General features: G+C 65.9%; 27 protein-coding genes and 1 tRNA gene. 23 read left to right on the top strand and 5 right to left on the bottom strand.

The window, feature by feature from the left end; translation table 11 throughout:
• Nucleotides 1–60 precede the first annotated feature (60 nt).
• From BLV20_RS27855 to gspM, 12 genes are read left to right on the top strand one after another with little or no spacing between them, the layout of a single operon-like run.
• Nucleotides 61–582, top strand: coding sequence for a cytochrome b (locus tag BLV20_RS27855; protein ID WP_092305592.1), 522 nt, complete (start codon nucleotides 61–63; stop codon nucleotides 580–582).
• On the top strand, nucleotides 579–1,130 hold the full coding sequence (locus BLV20_RS27850) for a type II secretion system protein N (protein ID WP_092305591.1): 552 nt from the start codon (nucleotides 579–581) through the stop codon (nucleotides 1,128–1,130). The genes BLV20_RS27855 and BLV20_RS27850 overlap by 4 nt, the downstream gene beginning before the upstream one ends.
• Entirely contained in the window at nucleotides 1,127–3,031 is a 1,905-nt protein-coding gene (gene gspD / locus BLV20_RS27845; protein WP_092305590.1) for a type II secretion system secretin GspD, read from the top strand. Before BLV20_RS27850 ends, gspD begins: the two co-directional genes overlap by 4 nt.
• Complete coding sequence (gspE, locus tag BLV20_RS27840; RefSeq protein ID WP_092305589.1) at nucleotides 3,028–4,512, top strand: type II secretion system ATPase GspE; 1,485 nt, start codon at nucleotides 3,028–3,030, stop codon at nucleotides 4,510–4,512. Before gspD ends, gspE begins: the two co-directional genes overlap by 4 nt.
• A 2-nt stretch (nucleotides 4,513–4,514) precedes the next feature.
• Nucleotides 4,515–5,729 carry a type II secretion system inner membrane protein GspF gene (gspF, locus tag BLV20_RS27835; protein WP_092305588.1) on the top strand — a complete coding sequence of 405 codons (1,215 nt, stop codon included), beginning with the start codon at nucleotides 4,515–4,517 and terminating at the stop codon, nucleotides 5,727–5,729.
• A 12-nt stretch (nucleotides 5,730–5,741) separates the two neighbouring features.
• Nucleotides 5,742–6,176: a type II secretion system major pseudopilin GspG gene (gene gspG / locus BLV20_RS27830; protein WP_092305587.1), complete on the top strand. Its 435-nt coding sequence runs from the start codon at nucleotides 5,742–5,744 to the stop codon at nucleotides 6,174–6,176.
• Nucleotide 6,177: 1 nt separating this feature from the next.
• Entirely contained in the window at nucleotides 6,178–6,648 is a 471-nt protein-coding gene (gene gspH, locus BLV20_RS27825) for a type II secretion system minor pseudopilin GspH (protein ID WP_092305586.1), read from the top strand.
• Nucleotides 6,632–7,006: a type II secretion system minor pseudopilin GspI gene (gene gspI, locus BLV20_RS27820; RefSeq protein ID WP_092305585.1), complete on the top strand. Its 375-nt coding sequence runs from the start codon at nucleotides 6,632–6,634 to the stop codon at nucleotides 7,004–7,006. Before gspH ends, gspI begins: the two co-directional genes overlap by 17 nt.
• On the top strand, nucleotides 7,003–7,605 hold the full coding sequence (gene gspJ / locus BLV20_RS27815) for a type II secretion system minor pseudopilin GspJ (RefSeq protein ID WP_092305584.1): 603 nt from the start codon (nucleotides 7,003–7,005) through the stop codon (nucleotides 7,603–7,605). The genes gspI and gspJ overlap by 4 nt, the downstream gene beginning before the upstream one ends.
• Nucleotides 7,598–8,470, top strand: coding sequence for a type II secretion system minor pseudopilin GspK (gspK, locus tag BLV20_RS27810; RefSeq protein ID WP_092305583.1), 873 nt, complete (start codon nucleotides 7,598–7,600; stop codon nucleotides 8,468–8,470). The genes gspJ and gspK overlap by 8 nt, the downstream gene beginning before the upstream one ends.
• Nucleotides 8,471–8,474: 4 nt before the next feature.
• The gene (gspL, locus tag BLV20_RS27805) at nucleotides 8,475–9,563 is read left to right on the top strand and encodes a type II secretion system protein GspL (protein ID WP_092305582.1); all 1,089 of its coding nucleotides are present in this window, start codon (nucleotides 8,475–8,477) and stop codon (nucleotides 9,561–9,563) included.
• Nucleotides 9,560–10,030, top strand: a complete 471-nt coding sequence (gene gspM / locus BLV20_RS27800; RefSeq protein WP_092305581.1) for a type II secretion system protein GspM — start codon at nucleotides 9,560–9,562, stop codon at nucleotides 10,028–10,030. The genes gspL and gspM overlap by 4 nt, the downstream gene beginning before the upstream one ends.
• 25 nt (nucleotides 10,031–10,055) lie before the next feature.
• Here gspM and BLV20_RS27795 read toward each other — a convergent pair whose 3' ends face one another.
• Nucleotides 10,056–10,772: an MOSC domain-containing protein gene (locus BLV20_RS27795; RefSeq protein WP_092305580.1), complete on the bottom strand. Its 717-nt coding sequence runs from the start codon at nucleotides 10,770–10,772 to the stop codon at nucleotides 10,056–10,058.
• A 4-nt stretch (nucleotides 10,773–10,776) separates the two neighbouring features.
• Entirely contained in the window at nucleotides 10,777–11,337 is a 561-nt protein-coding gene (locus BLV20_RS27790; protein WP_092305579.1) for a MarR family winged helix-turn-helix transcriptional regulator, read from the bottom strand.
• 125 nt (nucleotides 11,338–11,462) lie between these two features.
• Between BLV20_RS27790 and BLV20_RS27785 the strand changes: the two genes are divergently transcribed.
• Both BLV20_RS27785 and BLV20_RS27780 read left to right on the top strand, forming a co-directional pair.
• Complete coding sequence (locus BLV20_RS27785) at nucleotides 11,463–11,693, top strand: thioredoxin domain-containing protein (RefSeq protein ID WP_092305578.1); 231 nt, start codon at nucleotides 11,463–11,465, stop codon at nucleotides 11,691–11,693.
• A 70-nt stretch (nucleotides 11,694–11,763) separates the two neighbouring features.
• Nucleotides 11,764–12,042, top strand: a complete 279-nt coding sequence (locus BLV20_RS27780) for a Rho-binding antiterminator (protein WP_092305577.1) — start codon at nucleotides 11,764–11,766, stop codon at nucleotides 12,040–12,042.
• A gap of 76 nt (nucleotides 12,043–12,118) precedes the next feature.
• Here BLV20_RS27780 and BLV20_RS27775 read toward each other — a convergent pair whose 3' ends face one another.
• Complete coding sequence (locus BLV20_RS27775; RefSeq protein ID WP_092305576.1) at nucleotides 12,119–13,336, bottom strand: MFS transporter; 1,218 nt, start codon at nucleotides 13,334–13,336, stop codon at nucleotides 12,119–12,121.
• Between the two features lie 224 nt (nucleotides 13,337–13,560).
• Entirely contained in the window at nucleotides 13,561–14,466 is a 906-nt protein-coding gene (locus BLV20_RS27770) for a LysR substrate-binding domain-containing protein (protein WP_092305575.1), read from the bottom strand.
• Between the two features lie 239 nt (nucleotides 14,467–14,705).
• Between BLV20_RS27770 and BLV20_RS27765 the strand changes: the two genes are divergently transcribed.
• The 6 genes from BLV20_RS27765 to BLV20_RS27740 all read left to right on the top strand — a co-directional run bounded on the left by BLV20_RS27765 (nucleotide 14,706) and on the right by BLV20_RS27740 (nucleotide 20,307).
• Nucleotides 14,706–15,824 (top strand): ABC transporter ATP-binding protein, encoded by a 1,119-nt coding sequence (locus BLV20_RS27765; RefSeq protein ID WP_092305574.1) that lies wholly within the window; start codon nucleotides 14,706–14,708, stop codon nucleotides 15,822–15,824.
• Between the two features lie 15 nt (nucleotides 15,825–15,839).
• The gene (locus BLV20_RS27760) at nucleotides 15,840–16,760 is read left to right on the top strand and encodes an ABC transporter permease (RefSeq protein WP_092305573.1); all 921 of its coding nucleotides are present in this window, start codon (nucleotides 15,840–15,842) and stop codon (nucleotides 16,758–16,760) included.
• Entirely contained in the window at nucleotides 16,757–17,566 is an 810-nt protein-coding gene (locus BLV20_RS27755) for an ABC transporter permease (protein ID WP_175540275.1), read from the top strand. The genes BLV20_RS27760 and BLV20_RS27755 overlap by 4 nt, the downstream gene beginning before the upstream one ends.
• A 27-nt stretch (nucleotides 17,567–17,593) precedes the next feature.
• Nucleotides 17,594–18,628, top strand: coding sequence for an ABC transporter substrate-binding protein (locus BLV20_RS27750; RefSeq protein WP_092305571.1), 1,035 nt, complete (start codon nucleotides 17,594–17,596; stop codon nucleotides 18,626–18,628).
• Between the two features lie 60 nt (nucleotides 18,629–18,688).
• Nucleotides 18,689–20,152 (top strand): amidase, encoded by a 1,464-nt coding sequence (locus tag BLV20_RS27745; protein ID WP_092305570.1) that lies wholly within the window; start codon nucleotides 18,689–18,691, stop codon nucleotides 20,150–20,152.
• Between the two features lie 78 nt (nucleotides 20,153–20,230).
• Nucleotides 20,231–20,307, top strand: a tRNA-Met gene (locus BLV20_RS27740).
• Nucleotides 20,308–20,372: 65 nt separating this feature from the next.
• Here BLV20_RS27740 and BLV20_RS27735 read toward each other — a convergent pair.
• A complete protein-coding gene (locus tag BLV20_RS27735) occupies nucleotides 20,373–20,831 on the bottom strand; it encodes a tautomerase family protein (RefSeq protein WP_092305569.1) in 459 nt (152 codons plus the stop codon).
• Nucleotides 20,832–20,927: 96 nt separating this feature from the next.
• Between BLV20_RS27735 and BLV20_RS27730 the strand changes: the two genes are divergently transcribed.
• The 3 genes from BLV20_RS27730 to BLV20_RS27720 all read left to right on the top strand — a co-directional run bounded on the left by BLV20_RS27730 (nucleotide 20,928) and on the right by BLV20_RS27720 (nucleotide 24,513).
• A complete protein-coding gene (locus tag BLV20_RS27730; protein WP_092305568.1) occupies nucleotides 20,928–21,890 on the top strand; it encodes a GlxA family transcriptional regulator in 963 nt (320 codons plus the stop codon).
• A gap of 111 nt (nucleotides 21,891–22,001) precedes the next feature.
• On the top strand, nucleotides 22,002–23,840 hold the full coding sequence (ggt, locus tag BLV20_RS27725; RefSeq protein WP_092305567.1) for a gamma-glutamyltransferase: 1,839 nt from the start codon (nucleotides 22,002–22,004) through the stop codon (nucleotides 23,838–23,840).
• Between the two features lie 175 nt (nucleotides 23,841–24,015).
• A complete protein-coding gene (locus BLV20_RS27720; RefSeq protein WP_092305649.1) occupies nucleotides 24,016–24,513 on the top strand; it encodes a GNAT family N-acetyltransferase in 498 nt (165 codons plus the stop codon).
• Nucleotides 24,514–24,690: the final 177 nt, after the last annotated feature.

Below are 24,690 nucleotides of genomic sequence, written 5' to 3'. Positions count from 1 at the left end.
ATAACCTGACCAACCGCAGCGTGGTGCCTTGGCACCGCGTTGCGGACCTTGGGAATCGCCATGAATCACCCTCATTACTCAAGACCGCGCAGGCTGCTGCACTGGCTGTTCGCCGCCGTTGTGCTGTGGGCCACGATCAGCGGCTATGCCAGCGTCCTGTTGCAGCCACCGCCTTCGGTCCAGCAGGCCATTGCCTTTATCAATGTCTCGCTGACCAGCGTGCTGGTGCCGCTGTTCGTCGTGCGGCTGTTCTACCTGGTGCGTCATCCCGCCCCGCCGGCGCCTGCCCACCAGAGCGCGCTCGAGCGAAGGCTGGCGCAAACCGGCCACGCCGCCTTACTGATCACCCTGGGCACCGCGCTGTTCAGCGGCGTGCTGATGATGTCGCGCCCGATCGACCTGTTCGGCCTGCAGCTCCCGCAACCCTTGCAGGACCCGGCCGCCATCAGCGTTTTCGAAGAGCTCCACCACTACAGCTGCCTGGCCCTGGCCCTGCTGGTGGCCGGCCATATCGCCGCGGTGCTCTTCCACCAATGGCGCGGGCATGGCGTGCTCAGACGCATGCTGCCGAAACGCCCATGAAGAACCTCTCCTCATGGCGCCCGCGCGGGCTCGGGCAGCGCGGCCTGCTTCCCGCCAGCCTGGTCGCCCTGGGCCTCTGGCTGGCCTGGCTGGGCCTCGACAGCTGGACCTACCGGCAAGTGGTCGCAGGCCAGCCGTTGCCGACTGCGGTCCCCAATATCAGCGCCGAAAAGCTGCTGCCCGCGCCCCTGGACGATCGCAACATCGCCCGGGTCTTCGGCGCCGTGCCGGTCGAATTCGACAGCGCGCAGGCCAGCCTGCCGCTGGTCCTGGTCGCCAGCCTGCTGGGCAGCCAGCCCGGGCAATCCAGGGCCCTGATCCAGTACGCCGACAGCCGCGCCTTCTACTCCCCGGGCGATCGCCTGCCCGACGGCACGCTGCTTAAAAGCGTCAGCGCCGATCAGGTGGTGGTGCTGCGCAACGGCCGTGAACAGCACCTGCTGCTGCCCGGGCGCCAACTGCGCCTGCTCAGCCCCCAGACAACCCCTGCGCAGGTCGCCGACCCAAAAGCCACGGCCCTTCTGCAAGCGATAGAGAACCCATTATGAAACTGTCCCAGATTGCCGGCGCCGTGCTCAGCCTCGGCCTCCTGCTGAACGCCCTGCCCGGTAACGCCGCCCTCACCACCCAGCGCCTGTGGACGCTGAACATGCAGGACGCCGAACTGCGCGACCTGGCCAGCGAAGTCGGGGAAATCACCGGCAAGACCCTGGTGGTCGATGCCCGCCTGCAAGGCAAGGTCAGCGTGCAATCGTCCAAGGCACTGGACAAGGACGGTATCTACTCGCTGTTCCTCAGCGTGCTGCGCAGCCAGGGTTTCGTCGCCCTGGACCAGGGCGACCGGGTGCTGATCGTGCCGGCGGTGGAAGCCAAGACCAAATCCAGCGAACAATCGGGCGATGAGTTCGTGACCCGCGTGCTGGACCTGCGTAACGCCAACGCTGCGGAAATCTCCGGAGTGGTCCGCCCACTGGTGAGCGACGAAGCCTATGTCGCGCCTTCGGCCAGCTCCAACGCGCTGGTGGTGTCCGACAGCGCCAGCAACGTCGAGCGCATCCGCCAGGTGGTCAGCGAACTGGACCAGGCCGGCAATCGCTCGTTCAGCACCGTGGCCCTCAAGCACGCCTGGGCCAGCGATGTGGCCCGCACCCTGAACGAAAGCATCAGCCAGACGGGCAACGGCCCCAGCGACGCCAAGGCCGTGGGCGACGCCCGCAGCAACCGGGTGATCCTCGCGGGCTCCGCCCAGGCCCGGCAACGCATGGCCGACCTGGTCAAGGCCATCGACGTGCCGAGCAACGCCAACGACAGCGCGCGGGTGGTGCGCCTGCACCACAGCGATGCCAAGCAGCTGGCGAAGCTGCTCAACGGCATCGGCAAGCGCCTGGAAGACAGCAACCGCGGGGGCGGCGAAAGCAAGGGCGGCAGCTCGATACTGGTGAGCGCCGACGAAAGCCAGAATGCCCTGGTGCTGATGGCCGACCCGGCGCAACTGAGCATGCTCAACAAAGTCATCACCCAGCTCGACCAGCCACGGGCCCAGGTGCTGGTGGAAGCGGCCATCGTCGAAGTCAGCGGCGACATCAACGAAGCCCTCGGCGTGCAATGGGCCGCGCGCGCCGGCAACGTCGTCGGCGGCACCAACTTCAGCGGCACCGGCCTGTCGATCGGTACGTTGCTGAGCAAGGGCTCGGGCAGCGACAAGAACATCACCCTGCCGGACGGCGCCATCATCGGCATCGGTACCAGCAACTTCGCCGCGCTGGTCACGGCCCTGTCCAGCGACTCCAAGAACAACCTGCTGTCCACCCCGAGCCTGCTGACCCTGGACAACGAAGCGGCGGAAATCCTCGTCGGCCAGAACGTGCCCTTCCAGACCGGCTCCTACACCACCGACACCGCCGGCGCCAGCAACCCCTTCACCACCGTGGAGCGCCAGGACGTCGGCGTGACCCTCAAGGTGACGCCGCACATCAACGAGGGCAACACCCTGCGCCTGAAGGTCGAGCAGGAAAGCTCGGAGCTGGCCAGCGCCCCACCCGGCATCACCACCAGCGACGTGATCACCAACAAGCGCTCGGTGAAAAGCACCATTCTTGCCGACGACGGGCAGATCATCGTGCTCGGCGGCCTGATCAAGGACAACGTCAAGACCCAGGTCAGCAAGGTGCCGGTGCTGGGCAGCATCCCCCTGATCGGCTGGCTGTTCAGCAGCACCAAGGACGTCACCGAAAAGACCAACCTGATGGTCTTCCTGCGGCCGACCCTGGTACGGGGCAGCGCCGATGCCGTCAACATCAGCCAGCGTAAATACAACGACCTGCGCCAGCTGCGCGCCAACGGCGACAGCCGCAGCGGCCTGGCCCTGCCGGCCGACTCGCGCCACCTGTTCGATGCCGCCCCGCAGGAGGGGACCATCGACATGCGCGCCAGCGAGCCACGCCGATGACCCCGGTTGCGCGCCTGCCCTTTGGCTTCGCCAAGCGTCATGGGGTCTTGCTGGAGTCCCGGGAAAACGGCTTGCGGCTGTATTGCCGGGCCGACACACCGGTGGAAATCCTTGCCGAAGTCCGCCGTTGCCATGGCCCGCTGCAGGGCCAGCGGATTCTCGCTGCCGAGCAGTTCGCCGAGCGGCTGGCCGGGCAATACCGCGACGGGCGCGACGACGCCATGCAAATGGCCGAAGGCCTGGGCGACCAGATCGCCGGCCAGGACGACCTGGCCAGCCTCGCCGAACAACTGCCGCAGATCACCGACCTGCTGGAGCAGGAAGACGATGCGCCGATCATTCGCCTGATCAACGCGATCCTCGGCGAGGCGGTCAAGGTCAAGGCTTCGGATATCCACCTGGAAACCTTCGAGCAGCACCTGTCCGTGCGCCTGCGGGTCGACGGCCTGCTGCGCGAAGTGCTGCGCCCGCGCCGCGAACTGGCGGGCCTGCTGGTGTCGCGGATCAAGGTCATGTCCAAGCTCGACATCGCCGAGAAACGCATCCCCCAGGACGGCCGCATCGCCCTGCGCATCGGCGGCCATGAAGTGGACGTGCGCGTCTCCACCCTACCTTCGGCCTACGGCGAGCGGGTGGTCATGCGCCTGCTCGACAAACAGGCCGGGCGCCTGGACCTGGGGCGGCTGGGCATGGCCGAGGCGATCCGCGGCAAGCTCGAAGACGCCCTGCTACGCCCCCACGGCATCCTGCTGGTCACCGGCCCCACCGGCTCCGGCAAGACCACCACGCTGTATGCCGGGCTCAGCAGCCTGAACAACCAGACCCGCAACATCCTGACCATCGAGGACCCGGTGGAATACCACCTGGCCGGCATCGGCCAGACCCAGGTCAACACCAAGGTCGACATGACTTTCGCCCGTGGCCTGCGCGCCATCCTGCGCCAGGACCCGGACGTGGTCATGGTCGGCGAAATCCGTGACCGGGAAACCGCCGACATCGCCGTACAAGCCTCCCTCACCGGCCACCTGGTGCTGTCCACGTTGCACACCAACAGCGCCATCGGCGCCGTCACCCGCCTGCTGGACATGGGCATCGAGCCCTTCCTGCTGTGCACCTCACTGCTGGGGGTGGTCGCCCAGCGTCTGGTGCGGGTGCTCTGCAGCGATTGCAAGCGCGCCGCGCCCGCCGACGCCGCGGCCTGCCACCACTTGAACCTCGACCCGCAGCAGGCCCCGTTGCTGTATCACCCGGTTGGCTGCCCGGCCTGCCAGAACAGCGGCTATCGCGGCCGCCAAGGCATCTACGAGCTGGTGCTGTTCGACGAGCCGCTGCGCCAGCTGATCCATGAAGGGGCTGGCGAGGCCGCCTTGACCCAGTACGCGCGCCAGCATGCCCACAGCCTGTTCGCCGACGGCCGGGACAAGGTGCTGCAAGGCGTCACCAGCGTCGAAGAACTGCTACGCGTCACCCGGGAGCACTGACCATGGCCGCCTACGAATACCTCGCCATGTGCAACGCCGGGCGCAAGACCCGCGGCGTGCAGGAAGCCGACAGCGCCCGGCAGGTGCGCCAGCTGCTGCGCGAACGCAACCTGATCGCCCTGCAGGTCAAGCCGGCCCGCGGGCAAAAGGACCGCTGCGGCGCGGCGCTGAGCAACGGCCAGCGCCTCAGCCCGGCGCAACTGGCCTTGCTGACCCGCCAGTTGGCGACGCTGGTCCAGGCTTCTCTGCCGCTGGAAGAAGTGCTGGCCGCCGTCGCCGCGCAATGCAGCAAGCGCGCGCAGCAAAGCATGATGCTGGCGATCCGCGCACGGGTGCTGGAAGGCCATGACCTGGCCCGCGCCATGGGCGAATACCCGCGCGCCTTCACCGCCCTGTACCGGGCCACGGTGGCCGCCGGCGAACGCGCCGGCCACCTGGCCCAGGTGCTGATGCAACTGGCCGACTACACCGAAGCCCGGCACGCCGCCCGCCAGCAACTGCAACTGGCCATGCTGTACCCGAGCATCCTGCTGCTGGCTGCCTTGGGCATCGTCGGCTTCCTGCTCAGTTTCGTGGTGCCGGATGTGGTCAAGGTGTTCATCGACAGCGGCCAGCAACTGCCGGTGCTGACCCGCGGCCTGATCGCCACCAGCGACTTCGTCCGGGACTACGGCCTGTTCCTGCTGCTGATGCTCGGCAGCCTCGCCGCCGGCCTGCGCGTGGCCTTGCGCAAGCCCGCCCTGGCCCTGCGCTGGCACCAGGCCCAGCTGCGCCTGCCAGTGATCGGCCGGGTCATCCAGGCCAGCAACAGCACCCGTTTTGTCAGCACCCTGGCGATTCTCGGGCGCAGTGGCGTGCCACTTGTTGATGCTCTGGAAATCTCCGCCGAAGTGGTCGCCAACCAACAGATTCGTACTCGTATGAAAGACGTGGCGCGTGCCGTGCGCGAAGGTAGCGGCCTGACCCGGGCCCTGGAACAGAGCGGCGATTTCCCGCCGATGATGCTGTACATGATCGCCAGCGGCGAACGCTCGGGGGAGCTGGACAGCATGCTCGAACGCGCGGCCCACCAGCAGCAGACCCAGCTGTCCAACGGCATCGCCATGCTGGTCGGGCTGTTCGAGCCGGCCATGCTGGTGTTCATGGGCGCCAGCGTGCTGGTGATTGTCCTGGCGATCCTGATGCCCATCCTCAACCTCAACCAACTCATCACCTGAGGAGCACATAACATGCGCAATCCTTCCCGCCAACGCGGCTTCACCCTGATCGAGATCATGGTGGTCGTGGTGATTCTCGGGGTCCTGGCCGCCCTGGTGGTCCCGCAGATCATGAGCCGTCCGGACCAGGCCAAGGTCACCGCCGCCCGCAGCGACATCAAGGCCGTGGCCACCGCTTTGGAAATCTACAAGCTCGACAATCACCACTACCCCTCGACCCAGCAGGGCCTGGAAGCCCTGGTGAAAAAGCCGGCGGGCCAGCCGACGGCCCTCAACTGGAACCCCGACGGCTACCTCAAGCGCCTGCCCAAAGACCCCTGGGGCAACCCTTACCAGTTCCTCGCCCCGGGCCGCGAAGGCTCGGCCTACGACCTGTACTCCTTCGGCGCCGACGGCCGCAACGGCGGCGACGGGACCAACGCCGATATCGGCAACTGGGAACCTTGAAGTGCGCAAGCCAATGGCGGGTTTCACCCTGCTGGAGCTGTTGGTGGTCTTGGTCATCATCGGCTTGCTGGCCAGCCTTGCGGGGCTGGTCCAAAGCGACTCGGGCGGGCAAAAGGCCCGGCGCGAAGCCGAGCGCCTGCAGCACCTCATTGGCCTGCTGCGCGAAGACGCGGTGCTGAACAATCTCAATCACGGCCTGCGCCTGGAGCCGGACCGCTACGCGGTGCTGAGCCTCGGCCGCGACGGCCAATGGCAAGCCAACAAACGCTTCAAGCCACACCGGCTGCCCGGCGAACTGCGCCTGAACCTGCAGGAGCCCCGCGGCCAGGATCAAGGCCAGGAGCCACAGCTCTGGGTGCTGGCCAACGACCAGATCTCGCCCTTGCGCCTGCTGCTCGAATATCGCCAGCAGCCGCTGCTGTCGCTGTCCAGCGACGGTGTCGAGGAGGTGCGTATTGCGCCGGTGCAATGAACAGGCGGGCTTCACCCTGCTGGAAGTGATGGTCGCCCTGGCCATCTTCGCCGTGCTGTCGTTGTCGCTCTACAGCGCCACCGAACACCTGATCGGCAACAACGGCGGCCTCAGCGAACGCACCCTGGCGCAATGGCTGGCGGACAACCGCCTGAACGAACTGCGCGCCGGCATGCGCCAGGCGCAAAACCAACGCCTGGAGCCGATCCGCTTCGCCGGGCGCGACTGGCTGCTGACCAGCGAAACCACCGCCGCGCCCGACCCGCGCCTGCTGAAGATCGTGCTCGAAGTCTCCACCGATACGCCCCTGCCGCGCCAACGCGCGCGCCTGGCGGGCTACCTGGAGGCCCGCCCATGAAACGCCGGCAACAGGGCTTCACCCTGCTCGAAGTGCTGATCGCCATGGCCCTGTTCAGCCTGCTCGGCCTGGCCTGCTATCAACTGCTCGAACGCATGATCCACACCGACCAGCGGATTCATCAGCACGAACTGCAACTGCGGCGCCTGCAACGCGCGGTGGGCATCTTCGAACGCGACCTGGCCCAGGCCATCGCCTACCCGGTCAACGGCAGTTCGGCGCGCCAGGCGCTGATCGGCGAGGCCGGACGAATCCAGCTGGTTCGCGGCGGCTGGAGCAACCCATTGCAGCAGGCGCGCAACGACTTGCTGCTGGTCACCTATCGCTGGAGCGACAACCAATGGCTGCGCGAATACCGCAGCCCGGCGGACGGCCCCGCCCTGTCCGGCACCGCCGCACAACAGATGCTGCTCGATGGCGTCCAGCTCGAACGCCTGCGCTACATCGACGACCAGGGCAAGGCCCACGCCAACTGGCCCGTCGGCCAGGCACCGCTGAGCCTGCCCCAGGCCATTGAACTGGAGCTCGACGCCCCCGGTTATCCCGGCCTGCGGCGGGTGATCCTGCTGCCGGGCTTCAAGGGGCTGGACCATGGTTAAGGCGCGCAAACAACGGGGCATCGCGCTGATCAGCGTGCTGTTGATCACCTCCCTGGCGACCCTGATCGTCAGCGACATGCTGGCCCGCCAGCGCCTGAGCCTGATCGGCAGTTCCAACCAGATGCTGCAGCGGCAACTGTGGCAACTGGCGCTCAGCGGCGAAGCCTGGGCCCGCGGCCAACTGCGCGACGACTGGCGCGATGAGCCGGAGCCCAAGCGCGTGCACCTGGGCCAGCGCTGGGCACTCGACACGCCGACCTTCGACATCGACGGCGGGCGCATCCACATCCAGCTGCAGGACCTCAGCGCGCGCTTCAACCTCGGCACCCTGCGCACGCCCAACGACCGCATCAGCCGCGCACGCTATCAACGCCTGCTGCATGTGCTCGGTCTGCCGCCCCACGACCCCACGCGCCTGCCGCCGGTGCGTGGTTTCGATGGCAAGCCGCTGGCCTGGAACGACAGCAGCGAGCTGATGCGCCTGGAAGCTGTCGACACAGCGGTCATGGAACGCCTGCGGCCCTGGGTCAGGACCACGCCAGGGGCGCTGAACCTCAACACCGCCCCCGCCGAACAACTGGCCAGCCTGGGCAAGCTCGACCTGGCCCAGGCCGTCGCCCTGGTACAGGCGCGTCCCGCCGAGGGCTACAAGACGGTGCAGGAATTTCTCGACTCTCCCGGGTTGAAGCAGCACGAAATCAACAGCCAGGGGCTCGATGTCAGCAGCCGGTATTTCCAGGCGGTGCTGGATGTCGAACTGGGCGAGCGCCAACTGCGCCTGATCAGCCGCCTGCGCATCGAGCCGGACGGCCAGGTCAGCGTACTGCAGCGCACCCTCGCCGCCCCTTCCCGTTTTTTGGAGTAACCCCATGCAAGCCTGGCTTTACCTCACCACAGTGAAGGCGGACGACGACTCGCCCGTCACCTGGTGGCGAACCGACGGCGAGCCGCTGCACGGCACGCTGCAACAGGCGGCGGTGCTGGCCGGCCAGCGCCTGACCCTGCTGCTGCCAGCGGAAATCACCAGCCACCACCGCTTCGACGTACCGCCACGCAGCGGCCGCTGGTTGCAGCAAGCCATCCACTCGGTGCTGGAAGAACGGCTGCTGGACGATCCCGAGCAGTTGCACCTGGCCCGCGGGCCATTGCAGGCGCGTCGGCACTGCCGCCTGTTCGTCCTGCAACGGCAGTGGCTGGAGCAGCTGCTGGAACGGCTGGCCCACCATGGCCTGACGGTCGAACGCATTCATGTCGATGCCGACTGCCTGCCGGACAACCAGGCGCTGGCCCTGCGTTGCCACGACCGCTGGCTGATCGGCGGGGCCTGCCAGCAGCGCCTGGCGCTCGACGACCAGGCCCTCGAAGAGCTGGCCCCGCTGCTGCCCGACAACCTGCAACGCAGCGAGGACACACCCTGGCCGCTGTTGGCCCAGGGCAGCGCGCGGGCCATCGATTTGCGCCAGGGCGCATTCGCCCTGCGCAGCCCGTCGCGCATGCCCTGGCGGGCGTTGCTGGCGATCCTGGGCATCGCCTGCGGCGCTCAAGTGGCTCAGGACGCGGGCCACCGCTGGCTGCTACAGCACAAGACCGCCCAGGTGACCGAGGCCAGCCTGGAACTCTGGCGCCAACGTTTCCCCGACGAGCCGCGGGTTATCGACCTCGCCCGCCAGGTCCAGGCCCGTGCCCAGCACGTTGGCCAGCCACAGCAAAGCCTGGCGCGCCGCCTCGACCACCTGGCCAGCCAATGGACCGGCAGCGACGGCGGCGCCACGCGGATCCATCGGCTGGACTTCCAGCAAGCGCAAGGCTGGACCCTGCAAGTCAACGCGCCGGACTTCTCCACCCTCGAACGCTTGCGCGAAGCCCTCGCGCAGCAGGGCGCGAACGTGCAGGCCGACTCGGCCGTGCTCGCCGCGGACGGGGTCAGTGCCCGCCTGAAAATCACGGATAAACCATGAACGCTCTTTTCAATCGCTACTCGCACCGCTGGCAGCAGCTACCGCCCCGCGATCGCCTGGCCTTGCAGTTGCTCGCCCTGTTCCTGGCCGTGACGCTGTTCTGGACCCTGCTCTGGGCACCTCAGCGCCAGGCCCTGCAGCAGGCTGAACAGCAGTTCCAGGAGGCGTTGCAGTTGCAGGCCGATCTGCTCAAGTTGCCCTCGTCCAACCCTGCCCGCAGCCCGCAGGCCAACAGCCGGACCCTGGCCAGCCTGATCACCGCCAGCACGGCCGCGGCCAACCTGATCATCGAACGCATGGACAGCGAAGAATCGGGCCGCCTCAACCTCACGTTGGGCGGCTCGCTGCAAGACTTGCTGACTTGGCTGGACGAAGTGGAAAACCAGGGCGTCAACCTGGTGTCGCTACAGCTGGAGGTCGACCCTCAGGCCATGGTCCAGGTGCGCCTGACCCTGGCGTCGTATTGATCGCGGCGGCCGCGCGACGGGCCGCTCAGCGCGCGGCCTCGCCGTCGACACGTGGCGTGCCCAGCAGGCGCGAATCCCAACTCTCGACCGCCGCCTGCTCGACTCGCCGCTCCAGGGTGCGGCGCCAGGAAGGCACCAGCGGCAGCTCCAGGCACAAGCGAATCTCCTCCAGCTGCACGTCGCGGGAAAACAACACCGCGCTCAAGCGCGACAGCGGCCAGTGCTCGAACGGTCGCTCGACCTGCTGCAATGCATCCCCGGCGCTCACCCGGCCCGCCTCCAGCACCCGGTAATACCAGCCGGTACGCCCGCTCTGCTGGACCCGCAGCGCCATGTCTTTCACGGCAAAGCGGTCATTGAGTTTCCAGCACGGCATGCGCCCCTGGGACACCTCCAGCAACACGCTGCCAACCCGCACACGGTCGCCCAGGCAGACGTTGCGCTCGGTCCAGCCGTGGCTGCTGAAGTTCTCGCCGAAGGCTCCCGGCTGTTCCAGCATGGCGTGCGGCCCCAGCTCGGCGGCCCAGGCGGCGTAATGCTCGCGGGGATAGTGATGAATGGCTTTCTCGGTGCCGCCATGCACCCGCAGGTCGCCTTGCTCGTCTTCGAGCAGGCCCAGCGGACCGACTTCCAGGCTGCCGGTGCGCGGGGCCTTGGCGATCGCGCTCATCGAGCCCGGGCGGGTGTAGGCCACGGCGCGGCCGGTCAACAGGGCATCGAGGGTGATACGTTCGGGGGTCATTACCTTACTCCATGGTTTCATCGGCGAACTGATGTTCCCGGCAGATCAATTCAATGTCGGCAGGCGCCAGCGGCTCCTGGGTCAAGCCACAGAAAGGCCCGCCCGCGACCTGCTGGTGGAAGCGGCAAGTCTTGCACAGGCCGAAGCCCGGCACGTCCTGGGTGCGCTGCACGTTACGCAGCAGTTCGCCCAGCAAATGCTCCAGCTCCTTGGCTTGGCCGCCCATGCGTTGCGCGGCGAGGTCGAGGAACGCCGGCGGCATCACCGCCGCCAGCAGGGTCCTGGCCTGCTCGGTCAGCAGCAGGTGCACGCTGCGCTTGTCCCGGGCGTCCGGGCTTTTGCTGATCAGGCCCTTGGCCTCCAGCGCCTTGAGCGACTGCGACACCGTGCCCTTGGTCAGGCCCAGGTAATCGGCCACCGCCAGCGGTGTATTGGAATAGCCGTTGCAGCGCGCCAGGTACAGCAGCGCGCTCAACTGGATCGGCTGGAGATCCGCCAGCAGCGGGTGCTCGCGAAACCAGACGCGGGTCAGGCTGGCAAGCCTTTCAAGCAAATCGAACAACACAGGGGCATTCCCGGATCAATACAGGCGATAAATAGTATCGAATAAAAACTATATTGACAAAGGCCAGATCCGGTGAAAATCTAGATACAGTATCGATCCGACACTTATTATTGGAGGCTCAGCCCATGACACACGCTCGTTATTACCACGCCGGTTGCCCGGTTTGCGTCGAAACGGAACAGACCCTGCTGGGGCTGCTGGACCCGAATGTCAAAGTGGAAATCGTCCACCTCGGCCAGGCGCCCGGCCGAGTCGCCGAGGCTGAAGCCGCCGGCGTCAAGTCGGTGCCGGCCCTGGTGGTCGCCGACAAGGTCCTGCACCTGAATTTCGGTGCGGCCCTGGCCGACCTCAAATAAACCGCCCCGCTCGCCAGCGCAGTCTCAATGAAGCGCTGGCGCGCCCTTCTCAACGGAGCAAGACGAACCCATGAACGCCTATAAACCCCTGGACTGCGACCTGCACGATTACCTGGAAATCGCCTGCATGCATGGCTACCGGCTGCTCGTCGAACAGGTCGATGGCTGCTCCTTCGAGGCATTCGGCAAAACCACCCGCACCAGCGCCGGCGGCGAGGAATTCTTCTGCCTGGAGGGGGCGGCCGGCCCGCTCGAAATACGCCTCGACCAGTTGCTGGCGATTACCCCGCTGGATGCCAACCGCAGCTTCGGGCGCATCCTGCTGGCCGGGCAGCATTGCCCGATCTGACTTGGCGAAGGTGTTTGCCAGGGGCAAAAAAAAGCGCCGACATCGCTGTCGGCGCCCTTTCGTCCAGGGTTAGCGGTCAGGCTTTGCGGGTCCGCGGCAGGAAGATCGCCAGCAGGCCCAACAGCGGCAGGAACGAGCACAGGAAATACACGTACTCGATGCCGTGGATGTCCGCCAGGTGGCCTAGCAACGCCGCGCCGATCCCGCCGAAGCCGAACATCAGGCCGAAGAACACCCCGGCGATCATGCCGACGTTGCCCGGCACCAGTTCCTGGGCGTAGACCACGATGGCCGAGAACGCCGACGCCAGGATGAAACCGATCACCACGCTGAGCACGCTGGTCCAGAACAGGTCGACATGGGGCAGCAGCAAGGTGAACGGCGCCACGCCGAGGATCGAGAACCAGATCACCGCCTTGCGCCCGATCTTGTCGCCGATCGGCCCGCCGAAGAAGGTCCCGGCCGCGACCGCGCCGAGGAACAGGAACAGGTGCAGTTGCGAACTGGCCACCGACAGGTCGAACTTCTCGATCAGGTAGAAGGTGAAGTAGCTGGTCAGGCTGGCCATGTAGAAATACTTGGAGAACACCAGCAGCCCCAGCACCACCAGGGCGCTGAGCACCCGCGCCTTGGACAGGCCATGCGTCGCCGCCTGGCCCTGCTTGAGCTTGAACAGCTTGAGGTGGTTGGCGTACCAGCGGCTGATGGCGTAAAGCAGCGCCACGGCGAAGACCGCCAACAGGCCGAACCAGGCCACATTGCCCTGGCCGAAGGGAATGATGATGGCCGCCGCCAACAGCGGGCCGAAGGCCGTGCCGGCGTTGCCGCCGACCTGGAAGGTCGATTGCGCCAGGCCGTAACGCCCGCCGGAGGCCAGCCGCGCCACCCGCGAAGCTTCCGGGTGGAAGGTCGAGGAGCCGACACCAATCAGCCCCGCCGCCAGCAGGATCAAGGCAAAGCTGCCGACCTGGGACATCATCAGAATGCCGACCAGGGTGCAGATCATGCCCACCGGCAGCAGATACGGCTTGGGATGGCGGTCGGTGTAATAGCCGACCCAGGGTTGCAGCAGCGAGGCCGTGAGCTGGAAGGTCAGGGTAATCAGGCCGACCTGGGTGAAGGTCAGGCCGTAGCTGTCCTTGAGCATCGGGTAGATCGCCGGCAGCACCGCCTGGATCAGGTCATTGATCAAATGCGCCAGCGCCACCGCGCCGATGATGCGCAGCACCAGGGGGCTGCTTTGCGGGGGCGCGGAAGTCGCCGCGGAGGCGGACTGAACGTTGCTGATAGCCATGAGAGTTTCCGTACAGCAGATGGGTGCGCAATCGCAGGTTGGCCAATGTGCCACTTTTCGGTGCGCCCAGGCTATCCCCTTAGCTTGCTAACGACCTGAATATTTATCTGGGCAGGCACTGACCATCGGCATCGAAATGGTGTGGATCGCCGGCGCCGCTAACCGCTGGGCTGTAGCCGCAGCCGTCGCAAGGTTGCAGGTGAACGCGCTGGCGAAGCTCCCGCTCACCGGCCGATCACCGCCTCTGGGAAATCCGCTTCCAGCTCGGTTTTCAACCACTGGATAAACCACTGCACATCCGCCGAAAGCTCTTCCGAGGGGGTCAGCACCCGATAGCTTTCCAGCTTCACCTGATCCTCCAGCACCCGCACCAGCCTGCCCGCCTTGAGTTCGTCGCGTACCAGCACCTCGTTGGCCAGGGCGATGCCCTGCCCGCTTTCGGCCACCGACAGCGCATGGTCGTTGTTCACGTAGATCAGGTCGCTGGTGAGGTGGATATCCAGGCCGTTGGCGGCAAACCACATGTTCCACCACTCGCCGTCGTCGAAGTGGATCAACTCATGCTTCACCAGGTCGCCGGGCCTGCGGACAGGCTCGATGCTGGCCAGGTATTGCGGGCTGCAGATCGGAAACACCCGGGGGCAGATCAGCGTTGCCCGCGAGCCGGCGTATTGCCCGTCCAGGCCATAGGCGATGCCCAGGTCGGCGGTCTTGGCGTCCACTTCGGTAAAGGTCGAGTTGGGCTCGATGGCGAACTTGAGCCCCGGGCGCAAATGCCGCATGGCTTCCAGCCTCGGGGTCAGCCAGCGCTTGGCGAAGCCCGGTACCACCATGATCCGCAGCCAGCGTTCGGCGGCCTTGGGCTGCACGTCCTTGCCGGCCTCGATGATCAGTTGCAGGGCCGCGGCGATCTTGCGGTGGTACTTCTCGCCGGCCGGGGTCAGGGTGACGCCGCGCGAGGTGCGCTCGAACAGCGGCGTGCCCAGCCATTGCTCCAGCAACTTCACATGGCGACCAATCGCCGGCTGGGTCACGTGCAGGGCTTTCGAGGCTTCGACATAGCTGCCCAGGCGGGCGGCGGCATCAAAGGCACGCACCGCATTGAGCGGCGGCAAACGGTGCTCGGGCATGGCTGGGGAACGCCTTTAGCTATTAAATTATTTAACAGCTGCTATGTTAAAATTGAAGTTTCGCCCCCGCAACCCCTCACTGATAATCGCCTTCAGCAGAACAATAAAGAGCCCGTGAAACCGGCTCGCCGCACACCCGAACACATCTCGATCCTGCCCAGAAAAATAATATCCATGGCCTGGCCGCACGACGTCTTGCAGACGCTTGCCACGGGCGATGGGGGAATCGGAGGTTACGCATGAATGCCCTGCATTCGCTGCAAACGCTGGCTGTGTCCATCCGCGCCGTCCGCAAAGTCTATGGCGATCCGCACACCGGGCCGGTGGCGCTGAAAAGCATCGACCTGGACATCCGCGACAACGAATTCTTCACCCTGCTCGGCCCCTCCGGCTGCGGCAAGACCACCTTGCTGCGGATGATCGCCGGGTTCGAATTTCCGACCCAGGGCGAGATCCTGCTCTACGGCGAAAACATCGCCGATCGCCCGCCCTTCCAGCGCCCGGTCAACACGGTATTCCAGCATTACGCGCTGTTTCCGCACATGAGCATCGCCGAGAACCTGGCCTTCGGCCTGGAGTCGCAGCCCATGGGCAAGGTGCTGGACAAGGCGCAGATCGCCGAGCGGGTGCGGGAAATGCTCGCCCTGGTGCAAATGGAACGCTTCGCCACACGCAAGCCGGCGCAACTCTCCGGTGGCCAGCAACAGCGTGTGGCCCTGGCCCGCGCCCTGGCGCCCCACCCCAAGGTGCTGCTGCTCGACGAACCGCTGTCGGCCCTGGACCTCAAGCTGCGCCAGGCCATGCGCGAAGAACTGAAAAGCATCCAGGCCAGGACCGGCATCACCTTTATCTTCGTCACCCACGACCAGGAAGAAGCCCTGACCATGTCCGACCGCATCGCCGTGCTGTCGGAAGGCGAGGTGCAGCAGGTCGGCCGCCCCGAAGATATCTACGAACGCCCGCGCAACCGCTTCGTCGCCGACTTCATCGGTGAAACCAACTTCATCGACGCCAGCGTGACCCGCGTCGAAGCCGGCCTCGCCTGGTTCGCCGGGCCCGCCGGGCATCCGTTGCCCGCCCAGCCCTGCAGCGACGTCAGCGTCGGCGCCACCGTGGCCCTGTCGGTGCGTCCCGAACGCCTGCACCTGCTGCCACCCGGCAGCGAAGGCGCCCTGGCGTGCCGAATCGAAGCGCAGATCTACCTGGGCACCGACCTGCAATACCAGGTCAGCCTCAGCGACGGCTCGCGCCTGACGGTGCGCACGCCCAACAGCGTCGAGCAGAGCCAGCGCTTCCCAGTGGGCAGCCAGGCCGGCCTGCTGTTCGACCGCGGCAGCGCCAGCGTCCTGCTGGATTGAGCACGAGGGTTCGTCATGCACACATCATCGCTATCCAACACCCTGGAACGGCGCAAGGCCTTGCACAGCTTCCTCGGCGTCAGCCCGGCGCTGCTGGCCATCGCCCTGTTTCTGGTCGTGCCGATCCTGATCGTCATCGGCTACTCGCTGATGCAGGCCAACCCTTATGGCGGGGTCGACCCGGTCTTCAGCGGCGACGCCTACATTTCCCTGTTGTTCGAGCGGCAACTGGACGACAGCCTGGCCTTCGCCGACTCCTACCTGGTCATTGCCCTGCGCTCCATCGGCATCGCCGGGCTGACCACGGTCATCACCCTGCTGATCGGTTTCCCGGTGGCGGTGTGGCTGGCCATGCAACCGCCACAGCGCCGCGGCCTGCTGATCTTCCTGATCACCGTGCCGTTCTGGGCCAACCTGCTGATCCGCACCTACGCCTGGATTCTGTTGCTGCGCAGCAGCGGCGTGGTCAACAACAGCCTGATGGGCCTGGGGCTGATCCACGAGCCGCTGCAAATGCTCTACACCGACGGCGCGGTGCTGCTGGGCCTGGTCTACACCTATGCGCCCTTCGTGGTGCTGCCGATCTACGCGACCCTGGAAAAAATCGACACCCGCCTGCTCGAAGCCGCCCAGGACCTGTATGCCGGGCGCATCCGCACCTTGCGCAAGGTGGTGCTGCCGCTTGCCAGGCCGGGCATCCTGGCCGGCGCCATCCTCACCTTCGTGCCGTGCCTGGGGGCGATGATCGCCCCGGAACTGCTGGGCGGCGGGACCCGGATGATGCTCGGCAACCTGATCTTCCGGCAGTTCAGCGATGCGCGTAACTGGCCGTTCGGCGCCGCGCTGTCGCTGGTGCTGATGGCCGCGGTGATGCTGGTCCTGACGCTGTATGCCCTGCGCGCCCAGCGCCAGCGCGTTGCCCTGGGAGGTGTGTGATGCTGCGCCTGTTCAAGCGAAACGGCCTCGGCGTCCAGGACTTTCCTGGCTTCGGCGGCTTCAGTTTTCTGTTCTACCTGTACCTCTACGCGCCGATCCTGGTGCTGGTGGTGTTCTCCTTCAACGCCAACCAGTCGGCCACGGTCTGGAGCGGTTTCAGCCTCGACTGGTACCGCGCTGCCTTCGCCAACCAGGCGCTGCGTTCGGCGGCCGGCAACAGCCTGCTGATCGCCGTGTGCGCCAGCATGATCGCCACCGCTATCGCGACCCTGGCGGCGCTGGGGACTTCCCGCGGGGCGAAGTTCAAGGGCCTGCAACTGTCCATGGGCGCCATCATGCTGCCGCTGGTGCTGCCGGAAATCGTGGTCGGCGTAGCGACCTTGGCGCTGTTCTCCACCATTGGCCTGTCGCTGGGCTACGGCAACCTGATCATCGCCCATACGGTGTTCTGCATTCCGTTCGCCTACCTGCCGATCCGCGCGCGGCTCAACGACATGGACCTGTCCCTGGAGCAGGCCGCGGCCGACCTCTACTCGGGCCCGTGGCGCACCTTGCGCAAAGTCACCCTGCCGCTGCTGACGCCGGGGATCGTCTCCGGGCTGATGCTGGCCTTCATCGTCTCGCTGGATAACTTCGTGATTTCGATGATGGTCTCCCAGGCCGGCACCACCACTTTGCCGATCTTCATTTTCGGCCTGTTGCGCATGGGCGTGACACCCGACGTTAACGCCGTCTCGACCCTGATCCTGGGCGTCTCGGTGCTGTTCGTCAGCCTCTCTTACCTGCTGGGCAAAAAACACGCTTGAACCTTCCACTGACCTTGGGGAAAAGACATGAGCAAGTTGATCGCAAGCCTCGGTACGTCATTGCTGCTGAGCCTGCCACTGGGCGTGCACGCCGCCGAGAAACTCAATGTGGTGAGCTGGAGCGGCTACTTCTCGCCACAGATTCTCGCCAAGTTCCAGCAGCAGACCGGCATCGAGGTCACGGTGGATTCCTACGACTCCAACGAAACCCTGCTGGCCAAGCTGAAACAGGGCGGCACCGGCTATGACGTGGCGATCCCTTCGCACCAGTTCGTCCCGATCCTGGTCAAGGAACAGCTGCTGGAGCGCTTCGACCCGGCCAGGGAGCCTTACTACGCCGGCCTCGTCGACAACCTGAAAAAGCCCACCTGGGACCCGGAAGGCGCCTACTCCGTGCCCTTTATCTGGGGCACCACCAGCGTGGTGCTCGACGGCGAGCGCTACAAGGGCCCGGCCGACAGCTACCAGGTGCTCTACCAGCCGCCGGCCGAGCTCCAGGGGCGGATCAATATGTTCGACTCGGTCAGCGATGTGATCGACATGGCCAGCCTGTACCTGGGCATCCCGCTGTGCAGCGAGGACCCCAAGCAGATGCAGCAGGTACTGAACCTGCTCAAGGCGCAGAAACCCTTCGTCAAGACCTACAGCTCCAAGGCCGGCTCGATCCGCGAGAACCTGGCCTCGGGCGAGATCGACATGTCGATGTTCTGGGGCGGCTCGTCGATGCGCGCCCGGGAAATGAAACCCAGCCTGAAATACCTTTATCCCAAGGAAGGCGTGCTGGCCTGGGTCGACAACATGGTCATCCCCAAGGGCAGCAAGAACCCGGCAAATGCCAAGGCCTTCATCGCCTTCCTCAGCCAGCCTGAAAACGCCGCGATGACCCAGAACTTCCTCAAGCACCAGAGCCCGGTCAAGGGCGTGGAAAGCTTCCTCGACGCCGGCCTCAAGGACGCACCGGAACTGCATATTCCCGAAGGCACCAAGGTGGTGTTCAGCCAGACCTGCGGCGAAGGCGCGATCCGCCTGGCCGACCGCCTGTGGACCAACCTGATGCGTTGACCCGTACCGCCCCGCCCATCTCGCGGGGCGCTTTTCCAGCCGTTTAAGGGCAGCCCTGCCATGACATCCAATACCATCAGCGAACTGGTCCTGCTGCAGGCCCACGAGCTCGCCGAACGCATCCGCCTGCGCCACGTCTCGTGCCGGGAGGTGATGCAGACTTACCTTGCCCATATCGAGCGGTTCAACCCCAGGGTCAATGCCCTGGTCAGCCTGCAACCGGCCGAGCAACTGCTGGCCCAGGCCGACGCGCGCGATGCCGAACTGGCGCGCGGGCAATACCGCGGCTGGATGCACGGCCTGCCCCATGCGATCAAGGACCTGTCCCTGACCCAGGGCATCCGCACCACCTTCGGCTCGCCGCTGTGCAAGGATTTGCTGCCCACTCGCGACGGCATCATGGTCGAGCGGATCAAGGCCGCCGGGGCGATCATCATCGGCAAAAGCAACACCCCGGAATTCGGCCTCGGCTCGCAAAGCTACAACCCGCTATTCGGCGCCACCGCCTGCGCCTTCGATGCCAGCAAGACCGCCGGCGGCAGCAGCGGTGGCGCCGCCGCGGCCCTGGCCATGCACCTGGTGCCGGTGGCCGACGGCAGCGACATGATGGGTTCGCTGCGCAACCCGGCGGCGTTCAACAACATCATCGGTTTCCGCCCGTCCCAGGGCCGCGTGCCCTTCGACGACAGCAACGACCTGTTCTTCGACCAGCTGGGCTATGAAGGCCCCATGGGCCGCAGCGTGCGCGACACCGCGTTACTGCTGTCGGTGCAGGCTGGCGCCGATGCCCGGGCGCCGCTGTCGATCGCCGAAACCGGCGCGGCCTTCAGCGCTGCGCTGCAGCGCGACTTCAAGGGCACCCGCCTGGGTTGGCTGGGGGATTTCAACGGCTACCTGCCGATGGAGCCAGGCGTGCTCGCGCTGTGCGAAGCGACCTTTGCCGATTTCGAAAGCCTCGGCTGCCGCATCGACCCGGCGCAGCCCGACTTCGCCATGCCGCAACTGTGGGACAGCTGGCGCACCTTGCGCCACTGGATGGTCGCCGGCTCCCTGGGCGCGGCCTACGCCGACCCGCAAAAGCGTGCGCAATTGAAACCGGAAGCCTGCTGGGAAGTGGAAAACGGCCTGAAGCTCTCGGCCAGCGAAGTGTTTGCCGCCTCGGTACAACGCAGCAACTGGTACCGGGCGATCTTGCGGCTGTTCGAGGAGTTCGACTATCTGCTGCTGCCCAGCGCCCAGGTCTTCCCCTTCGACAAGACCCTGGCCTGGCCCCACAGCATCAACGGCGTGGCCATGGACACCTACCATCGCTGGATGGAAGTGGTGATCCCCGGCACCCTGTCCGGCTGCCCGGTGGCCAGCGTCCAGGCCGGCTTCAATGAAAACGGCCTGCCCATGGGCCTGCAAATCATCGGCAAACACCAGGCCGACTTCGCCGTCCTGCAACTGGCCCACGCCTACGAACAGGCCAGCCGCTGGTTCCAGCGCTGCCCATCGCCGTTGCTAGAGGGGGGAATTGGATAAACGGTTGATAGCGTAGATAATTTTTTTATAAAAAGCGCTTGACGCCTTACCGTTCTACGCGAATAATGCGCGCCACTTGGCTACATAGCTCAGTTGGTTAGAGCATAGCATTCATAATGCTGGGGTCCGGGGTTCAAGTCCCTGTGTAGCCACCAAGTACTAAAAACGGCTTACCGCAAGGTAAGCCGTTTTTTTATGCCCGCACAAAAGCCATTGCCGCTCAAACCGCCGCCGCCACTCCCTGAAGGTGCGCAAAGCCCGCCGCCGCGGCAAATTGCGGCAAGCGCCAGATCGCGCCATTGGCGCCCCAGGTCCCGTCCGCCACATCCTGGACGATCACCGACGTCATCAGCTGGCGCTTGTCCTCGGCGGGCTTGGCTCGCTCGAAGGCCTGATGCACCAGCCGGACATAATCCGCTCTCGCGGACTCATCCAGCACCCCGGCCGGGACATAGACCACCGCCCGGCAAGGCAGAATCTGCGAGGTCATATCGACGGCGCCGCAGGTCCAGTGACCCGCCTCGACCTCATTGATCAACACCCAGCACAGCGCCCGTTTTTGCAACTGCGCGGGAATCTGCTCGGCCTCGGCGGCGGCCTGGTTGAGGCCATCGACCAAGGCCCTGCGCTGTTCAGCCGTCAAAGCCCCCTTCGGCAAGTCGACGAGAATATTGGGCATGAATACTTTCCTGGTAATGAATGAGGCTTGTATTGAGCCGCGATTGGCCAGAACCTAGAAGAGTCCATTTAGACTTGTTTCGAGCTTATTCAGACAATGCACGATTTCACCGTCCTGGTCCTGCCAGGGGCCTTTTGCGCCAGCGTCGCCCTGACGCTGGATGTGCTGGCCAGCGCCGCCGCCATCGCCAGTCGGACAGGCTGCGCCGAACCGCGTTGGCGGATCTACAGCAGCATCCCGGGGCCCGTGACGCTGGGCCAGGGCATTTCCCTGCAGGCAGTCGCCCTGCCCGACTCACCTGAACCGGACGAGTCGATATGGATAGTGCCCGGCCTGGGCCTGGACAACGCCACCACGCTGGCCTCCCGCCTGCAGCAACTGGACGCCGAGCGTGCGATTCGTGCCTTGCAGCTACAGGCAAGCGAGGGGGGAACCATTGCCGCCTCCTGCTCGGCGGTATTTCTGCTGCAAGCCGCGGGGCTGCTGCGCGGCAAGAAAGCGACCACCTCCTGGTGGCTCGCCCCGCAATTGCAAAAACTGGAACCGCAGTGCCGGGTCGACAGCCATCGGATGGTCATTGCCGACCAATCGATCATCACCGCCGGGGCGGCGCTGGCCCAGACCGACCTGATGCTTCACCTGCTGCGCCTGCGCTTCGGGGCATCCCTGGCGGATGCCGTGGCCAGGGTCTTGCTCATCGACCGGCGGCAATCCCAGGCGTTCTTTATCGTCCCCGCGTTGATGAGCAGCGGGGATGAATTGGTGTCCCGCCTCACGGGCCGTATCGAATCCTCATTGCAGGCCCTGCCGAGTGTGGGCGAACTGGCGGCCGAGTTCGGCCTGTCGGAACGGACCCTGGCCAGGCGGATCAAGGCCGCCACCGGTCAAAGCCCGCTGAAACTGATCCAGGGCGTGAGGCTGGGCAAGGCGCGCATGCTGATCGAAAACAGTCGGCTGAGCATCGAGCAGATTGCCGAGCAGGTCGGCTACAGCGATGCCACGGCCCTCCGACGGTTGATGCGTAAAACCCTGGGCGGCACGCCCAGGCAGTTTCGCTGAAGGCGTCATGAGCCGTGTCGTCGACGCCAATTCCTCACACGGCGGGCCATGCTGCTGTAAATTCCTCCCCACGGACGACACCTCATTAACCCAGTGAACGGAGTTCAACGCGTGTTCTCGACCCTCAATCCGCGTCACCGCCGGCTTGCCAGTTTCTCGCTGCTCGCCGTGGCCTTAAGCCTCGCCGCCTGCAACGCTTCCGCCCCTTCCCACACCGCCCTGCCCCCCGCCCCGGAAATCGCCTCGGGCTATCGCACCGACCTGCAAGTGCAGCACGCCGACCGGCATATGGCGGCCGCGGCCAACCCGTTGGCGGCCGAAGCCGGGCGCGAGATGCTGCGCAAGGGCGGTTCGGCCATCGACGCGGCGATTGCCATGCAAGCGGTGCTGACCCTGGTGGAGCCGCAGTCGTCGGGCATCGGCGGCGGTGCCTTGATCGTGCTCTGGGACGGCAAGGCAGTGCGCACGTATGACGGTCGCGAAACCGCACCGGCCGGGGCCACCGAAAAGCTGTTCCTGCAGGCCGACGGCAAACCGATGCCGTTTCCCCAGGCGCAGATCGGCGGGCGCTCGGTGGGCACCCCTGGCGTGCTGCGGGCCCTGGAACTGGCCCATGAAAAACACGGCCGCCTGCCATGGGCGCAGCTGTTCGAGCCGGCAATCCGCCTGGCCGACCAGGGCTTCCCGATCTCCCCGCGCCTGCACGGCATGATCGTCGCCGACCCATACCTGGCGAAATCGCCGGACATGGCCGCCTACTTCCTCAATGCCGATGGCACGCCGAAAGCCGTCGGCACCCTGCTGAAAAACCCGCAGCTGGCCGCCGTGCTCGAACGCATCGCCAAAGAGGGCCCGAACGCCTTGTACCAAGGCCCGGTCGCCCGGGAAATCGTCGCCAAGGTGCAAGGCCATGCCAACCCGGGCAGCCTGTCGCTCAACGACCTGCAAGGCTACCGCGCCAAGGAGCGCGAACCGCTGTGCACCGACTACAAGCGCTGGCAGGTCTGCGGCATGCCGCCGCCTTCGTCGGGCGGCATCGCCGTGGCGCAGATCCTCGGCACCCTGCAAGCGCTCGAAGCCCGCGACCCGCGTTATGCGCTGCCGCCGTTGAAACCGCTCAAGACCGATTTGCCGGCCGGCCTGGAACCGGCACCCGAAGCCGTGCACCTGATCGCCGAGGCCGAGCGCCTGGCCTATGCCGACCGCGCGCTGTACGTGGCGGACTCGGACTTCGCCCCGGTACCCATCGCCGGCCTGGTCGCCCCGCAATACCTGGCCCAGCGCGCCGCCTTGATCGGCGAACGCAGCATGGTCAAGGCCGAGCCCGGCAAGCCCCAGGGCATCCAGGTGGCCTATGCCCCGGACCGCTCGCCGATGCGCATCTCCACCTCGCAAGTGGTGGCGGTGGATGACCAGGGCGGCGCCGTGTCCATGACCACCACCGTGGAAGCCGCCTTCGGCTCGCACCTGATGGTCCAGGGCTTCATGCTCAATAACCAGATGACCGACTTCTCCTTCGTTCCCGAAGAGAACGGCCAGCCGGTGGCCAACCGCGTGCAGCCGGGCAAGCGGCCGCGCTCATCCATGGCGCCGACCCTGGTCTTCGACCGCAACAGTGGTGAACTGCTGGCCACCGTCGGCTCGCCGGGCGGCTCGCAGATCATCGAGTACGTGGCCAAGTCGGTGATCGGCATGCTCGACTGGAACCTCGACCCGCAAGCCGCCATCAGCCTGCCCAACTTCGGCAGCCGCAACGGCCCGACCGAACTGGAGCAAGGCCAGTTCACCCCAGGGTTGAAAGCAGCGCTGAAAGCCAAGGGGCACGAGGTGACCGACATCGACATGACCAGCGGCACCCAGGCAATCGTGCGGGTACGCGATGCCCAGGGTAAAACCTCCTGGGCCGGTGGCGCCGATCCACGGCGTGAAGGGGCCGCGCTGGGGGATTGAGGCCAACCCGGGAAAACTCAAAGGGCTTGCCGCGAGGTGGGCCCTTTTTATTTTTCGCGCCACAACAGCACGGGCCGGCGTGACCAATGCTGTATGCCGATTTTTCCTGCCCTCTGTGTCTGACGCCGTCCTTTGATCGCTTCTAGCATCAGGTTTTTTGGCCGAGGTGCAGGCGATGAAGCAGATTCCCGGTGGTATCGATTTTTCAGGCCTGGCGGTGCGCCGGCTGGTGGCCGACGACCTCGAACGGGTCTGCCGGCACCGCGAGGCGATGTTCCTCGAAGCGGGAGGCGACCCCGCGGCCCTGCAAGCGATGACCGAACACTTCCGCCCCTGGCTGCGCGAGCGCTTGGCCGATGGCCGCTACTACGGCTTTGCCCTGCTGGACGGCGAGCAACCGGTGGCGGCCATTGGCCTGATGAGCATCGAATGGCCGCCCCACCCGGCCCATCCGACCCAGGACCAGCGCGGTTATGTGCTCAACGTATACGTCGAACCCGCCTACCGGCGCCGGGGGCTGGCCTCGGCCCTGATGAAGCTCGCAGAAGCCGAATTCATCCAGCGCGGGCTGAGCTTCGCCGTGCTGCATGCGACCGAGGTGGGCAAGCCGGTGTATGCCGGCTTGGGTTGGGCGGCCACCGCGGAAATGGCCAAGGTGCTGGAAGGCGCCTGAACACGGATTCCTGTAGCCGCTGCCGAGCCCGCGAGGCTGCGAACGACCCCGCAGGGGGCGCAGGGATCTTGCGACCGCTGGAGGACCTTCGGTCCTATCGCAGCCTTCGGCAGCGGCTACAGGGGCCAATTGGCTTTCGGCTAATGCGTTAGGCCTTTTGGGTAGCCGCTGCCGAAG

The sequence above is a fragment of the Pseudomonas sp. NFIX28 genome, from assembly GCF_900107395.1.
GTDB lineage: Bacteria > Pseudomonadota > Gammaproteobacteria > Pseudomonadales > Pseudomonadaceae > Aquipseudomonas.
The sequence above is the reverse complement of the archived record's forward strand: the minus strand, read 5'-3'. Positions and strand labels throughout refer to the sequence as shown.

Excerpts from the sequence above, each read along its gene's own strand:
- gspD (WP_092305590.1), top strand. The coding sequence starts at position 1,127 with ATGAAACTGTCCCAGATTGCCGGCGCCGTGCTCAGCCTCGGCCTCCTG.
- BLV20_RS27760 (WP_092305573.1), top strand. The coding sequence starts at position 15,840 with ATGCACACATCATCGCTATCCAACACCCTGGAACGGCGCAAGGCCTTG.
- gspJ (WP_092305584.1), top strand. The coding sequence starts at position 7,003 with ATGAAACGCCGGCAACAGGGCTTCACCCTGCTCGAAGTGCTGATCGCC.
- BLV20_RS27785 (WP_092305578.1), top strand. The coding sequence starts at position 11,463 with ATGACACACGCTCGTTATTACCACGCCGGTTGCCCGGTTTGCGTCGAA.
- BLV20_RS27730 (WP_092305568.1), top strand. The coding sequence starts at position 20,928 with ATGCACGATTTCACCGTCCTGGTCCTGCCAGGGGCCTTTTGCGCCAGC.
- BLV20_RS27850 (WP_092305591.1), top strand. The coding sequence starts at position 579 with ATGAAGAACCTCTCCTCATGGCGCCCGCGCGGGCTCGGGCAGCGCGGC.
- BLV20_RS27735 (WP_092305569.1), bottom strand. The coding sequence starts at position 20,831 with ATGCCCAATATTCTCGTCGACTTGCCGAAGGGGGCTTTGACGGCTGAA.
- gspM (WP_092305581.1), top strand. The coding sequence starts at position 9,560 with ATGAACGCTCTTTTCAATCGCTACTCGCACCGCTGGCAGCAGCTACCG.
- gspL (WP_092305582.1), top strand. The coding sequence starts at position 8,475 with ATGCAAGCCTGGCTTTACCTCACCACAGTGAAGGCGGACGACGACTCG.
- gspG (WP_092305587.1), top strand. The coding sequence starts at position 5,742 with ATGCGCAATCCTTCCCGCCAACGCGGCTTCACCCTGATCGAGATCATG.
- BLV20_RS27750 (WP_092305571.1), top strand. The coding sequence starts at position 17,594 with ATGAGCAAGTTGATCGCAAGCCTCGGTACGTCATTGCTGCTGAGCCTG.
- BLV20_RS27775 (WP_092305576.1), bottom strand. The coding sequence starts at position 13,336 with ATGGCTATCAGCAACGTTCAGTCCGCCTCCGCGGCGACTTCCGCGCCC.
- BLV20_RS27855 (WP_092305592.1), top strand. The coding sequence starts at position 61 with ATGAATCACCCTCATTACTCAAGACCGCGCAGGCTGCTGCACTGGCTG.
- BLV20_RS27765 (WP_092305574.1), top strand. The coding sequence starts at position 14,706 with ATGAATGCCCTGCATTCGCTGCAAACGCTGGCTGTGTCCATCCGCGCC.
- BLV20_RS27795 (WP_092305580.1), bottom strand. The coding sequence starts at position 10,772 with ATGACCCCCGAACGTATCACCCTCGATGCCCTGTTGACCGGCCGCGCC.
- BLV20_RS27770 (WP_092305575.1), bottom strand. The coding sequence starts at position 14,466 with ATGCCCGAGCACCGTTTGCCGCCGCTCAATGCGGTGCGTGCCTTTGAT.
- BLV20_RS27780 (WP_092305577.1), top strand. The coding sequence starts at position 11,764 with ATGAACGCCTATAAACCCCTGGACTGCGACCTGCACGATTACCTGGAA.
- gspF (WP_092305588.1), top strand. The coding sequence starts at position 4,515 with ATGGCCGCCTACGAATACCTCGCCATGTGCAACGCCGGGCGCAAGACC.
- gspK (WP_092305583.1), top strand. The coding sequence starts at position 7,598 with ATGGTTAAGGCGCGCAAACAACGGGGCATCGCGCTGATCAGCGTGCTG.
- gspE (WP_092305589.1), top strand. The coding sequence starts at position 3,028 with ATGACCCCGGTTGCGCGCCTGCCCTTTGGCTTCGCCAAGCGTCATGGG.
- BLV20_RS27720 (WP_092305649.1), top strand. The coding sequence starts at position 24,016 with ATGAAGCAGATTCCCGGTGGTATCGATTTTTCAGGCCTGGCGGTGCGC.
- BLV20_RS27745 (WP_092305570.1), top strand. The coding sequence starts at position 18,689 with ATGACATCCAATACCATCAGCGAACTGGTCCTGCTGCAGGCCCACGAG.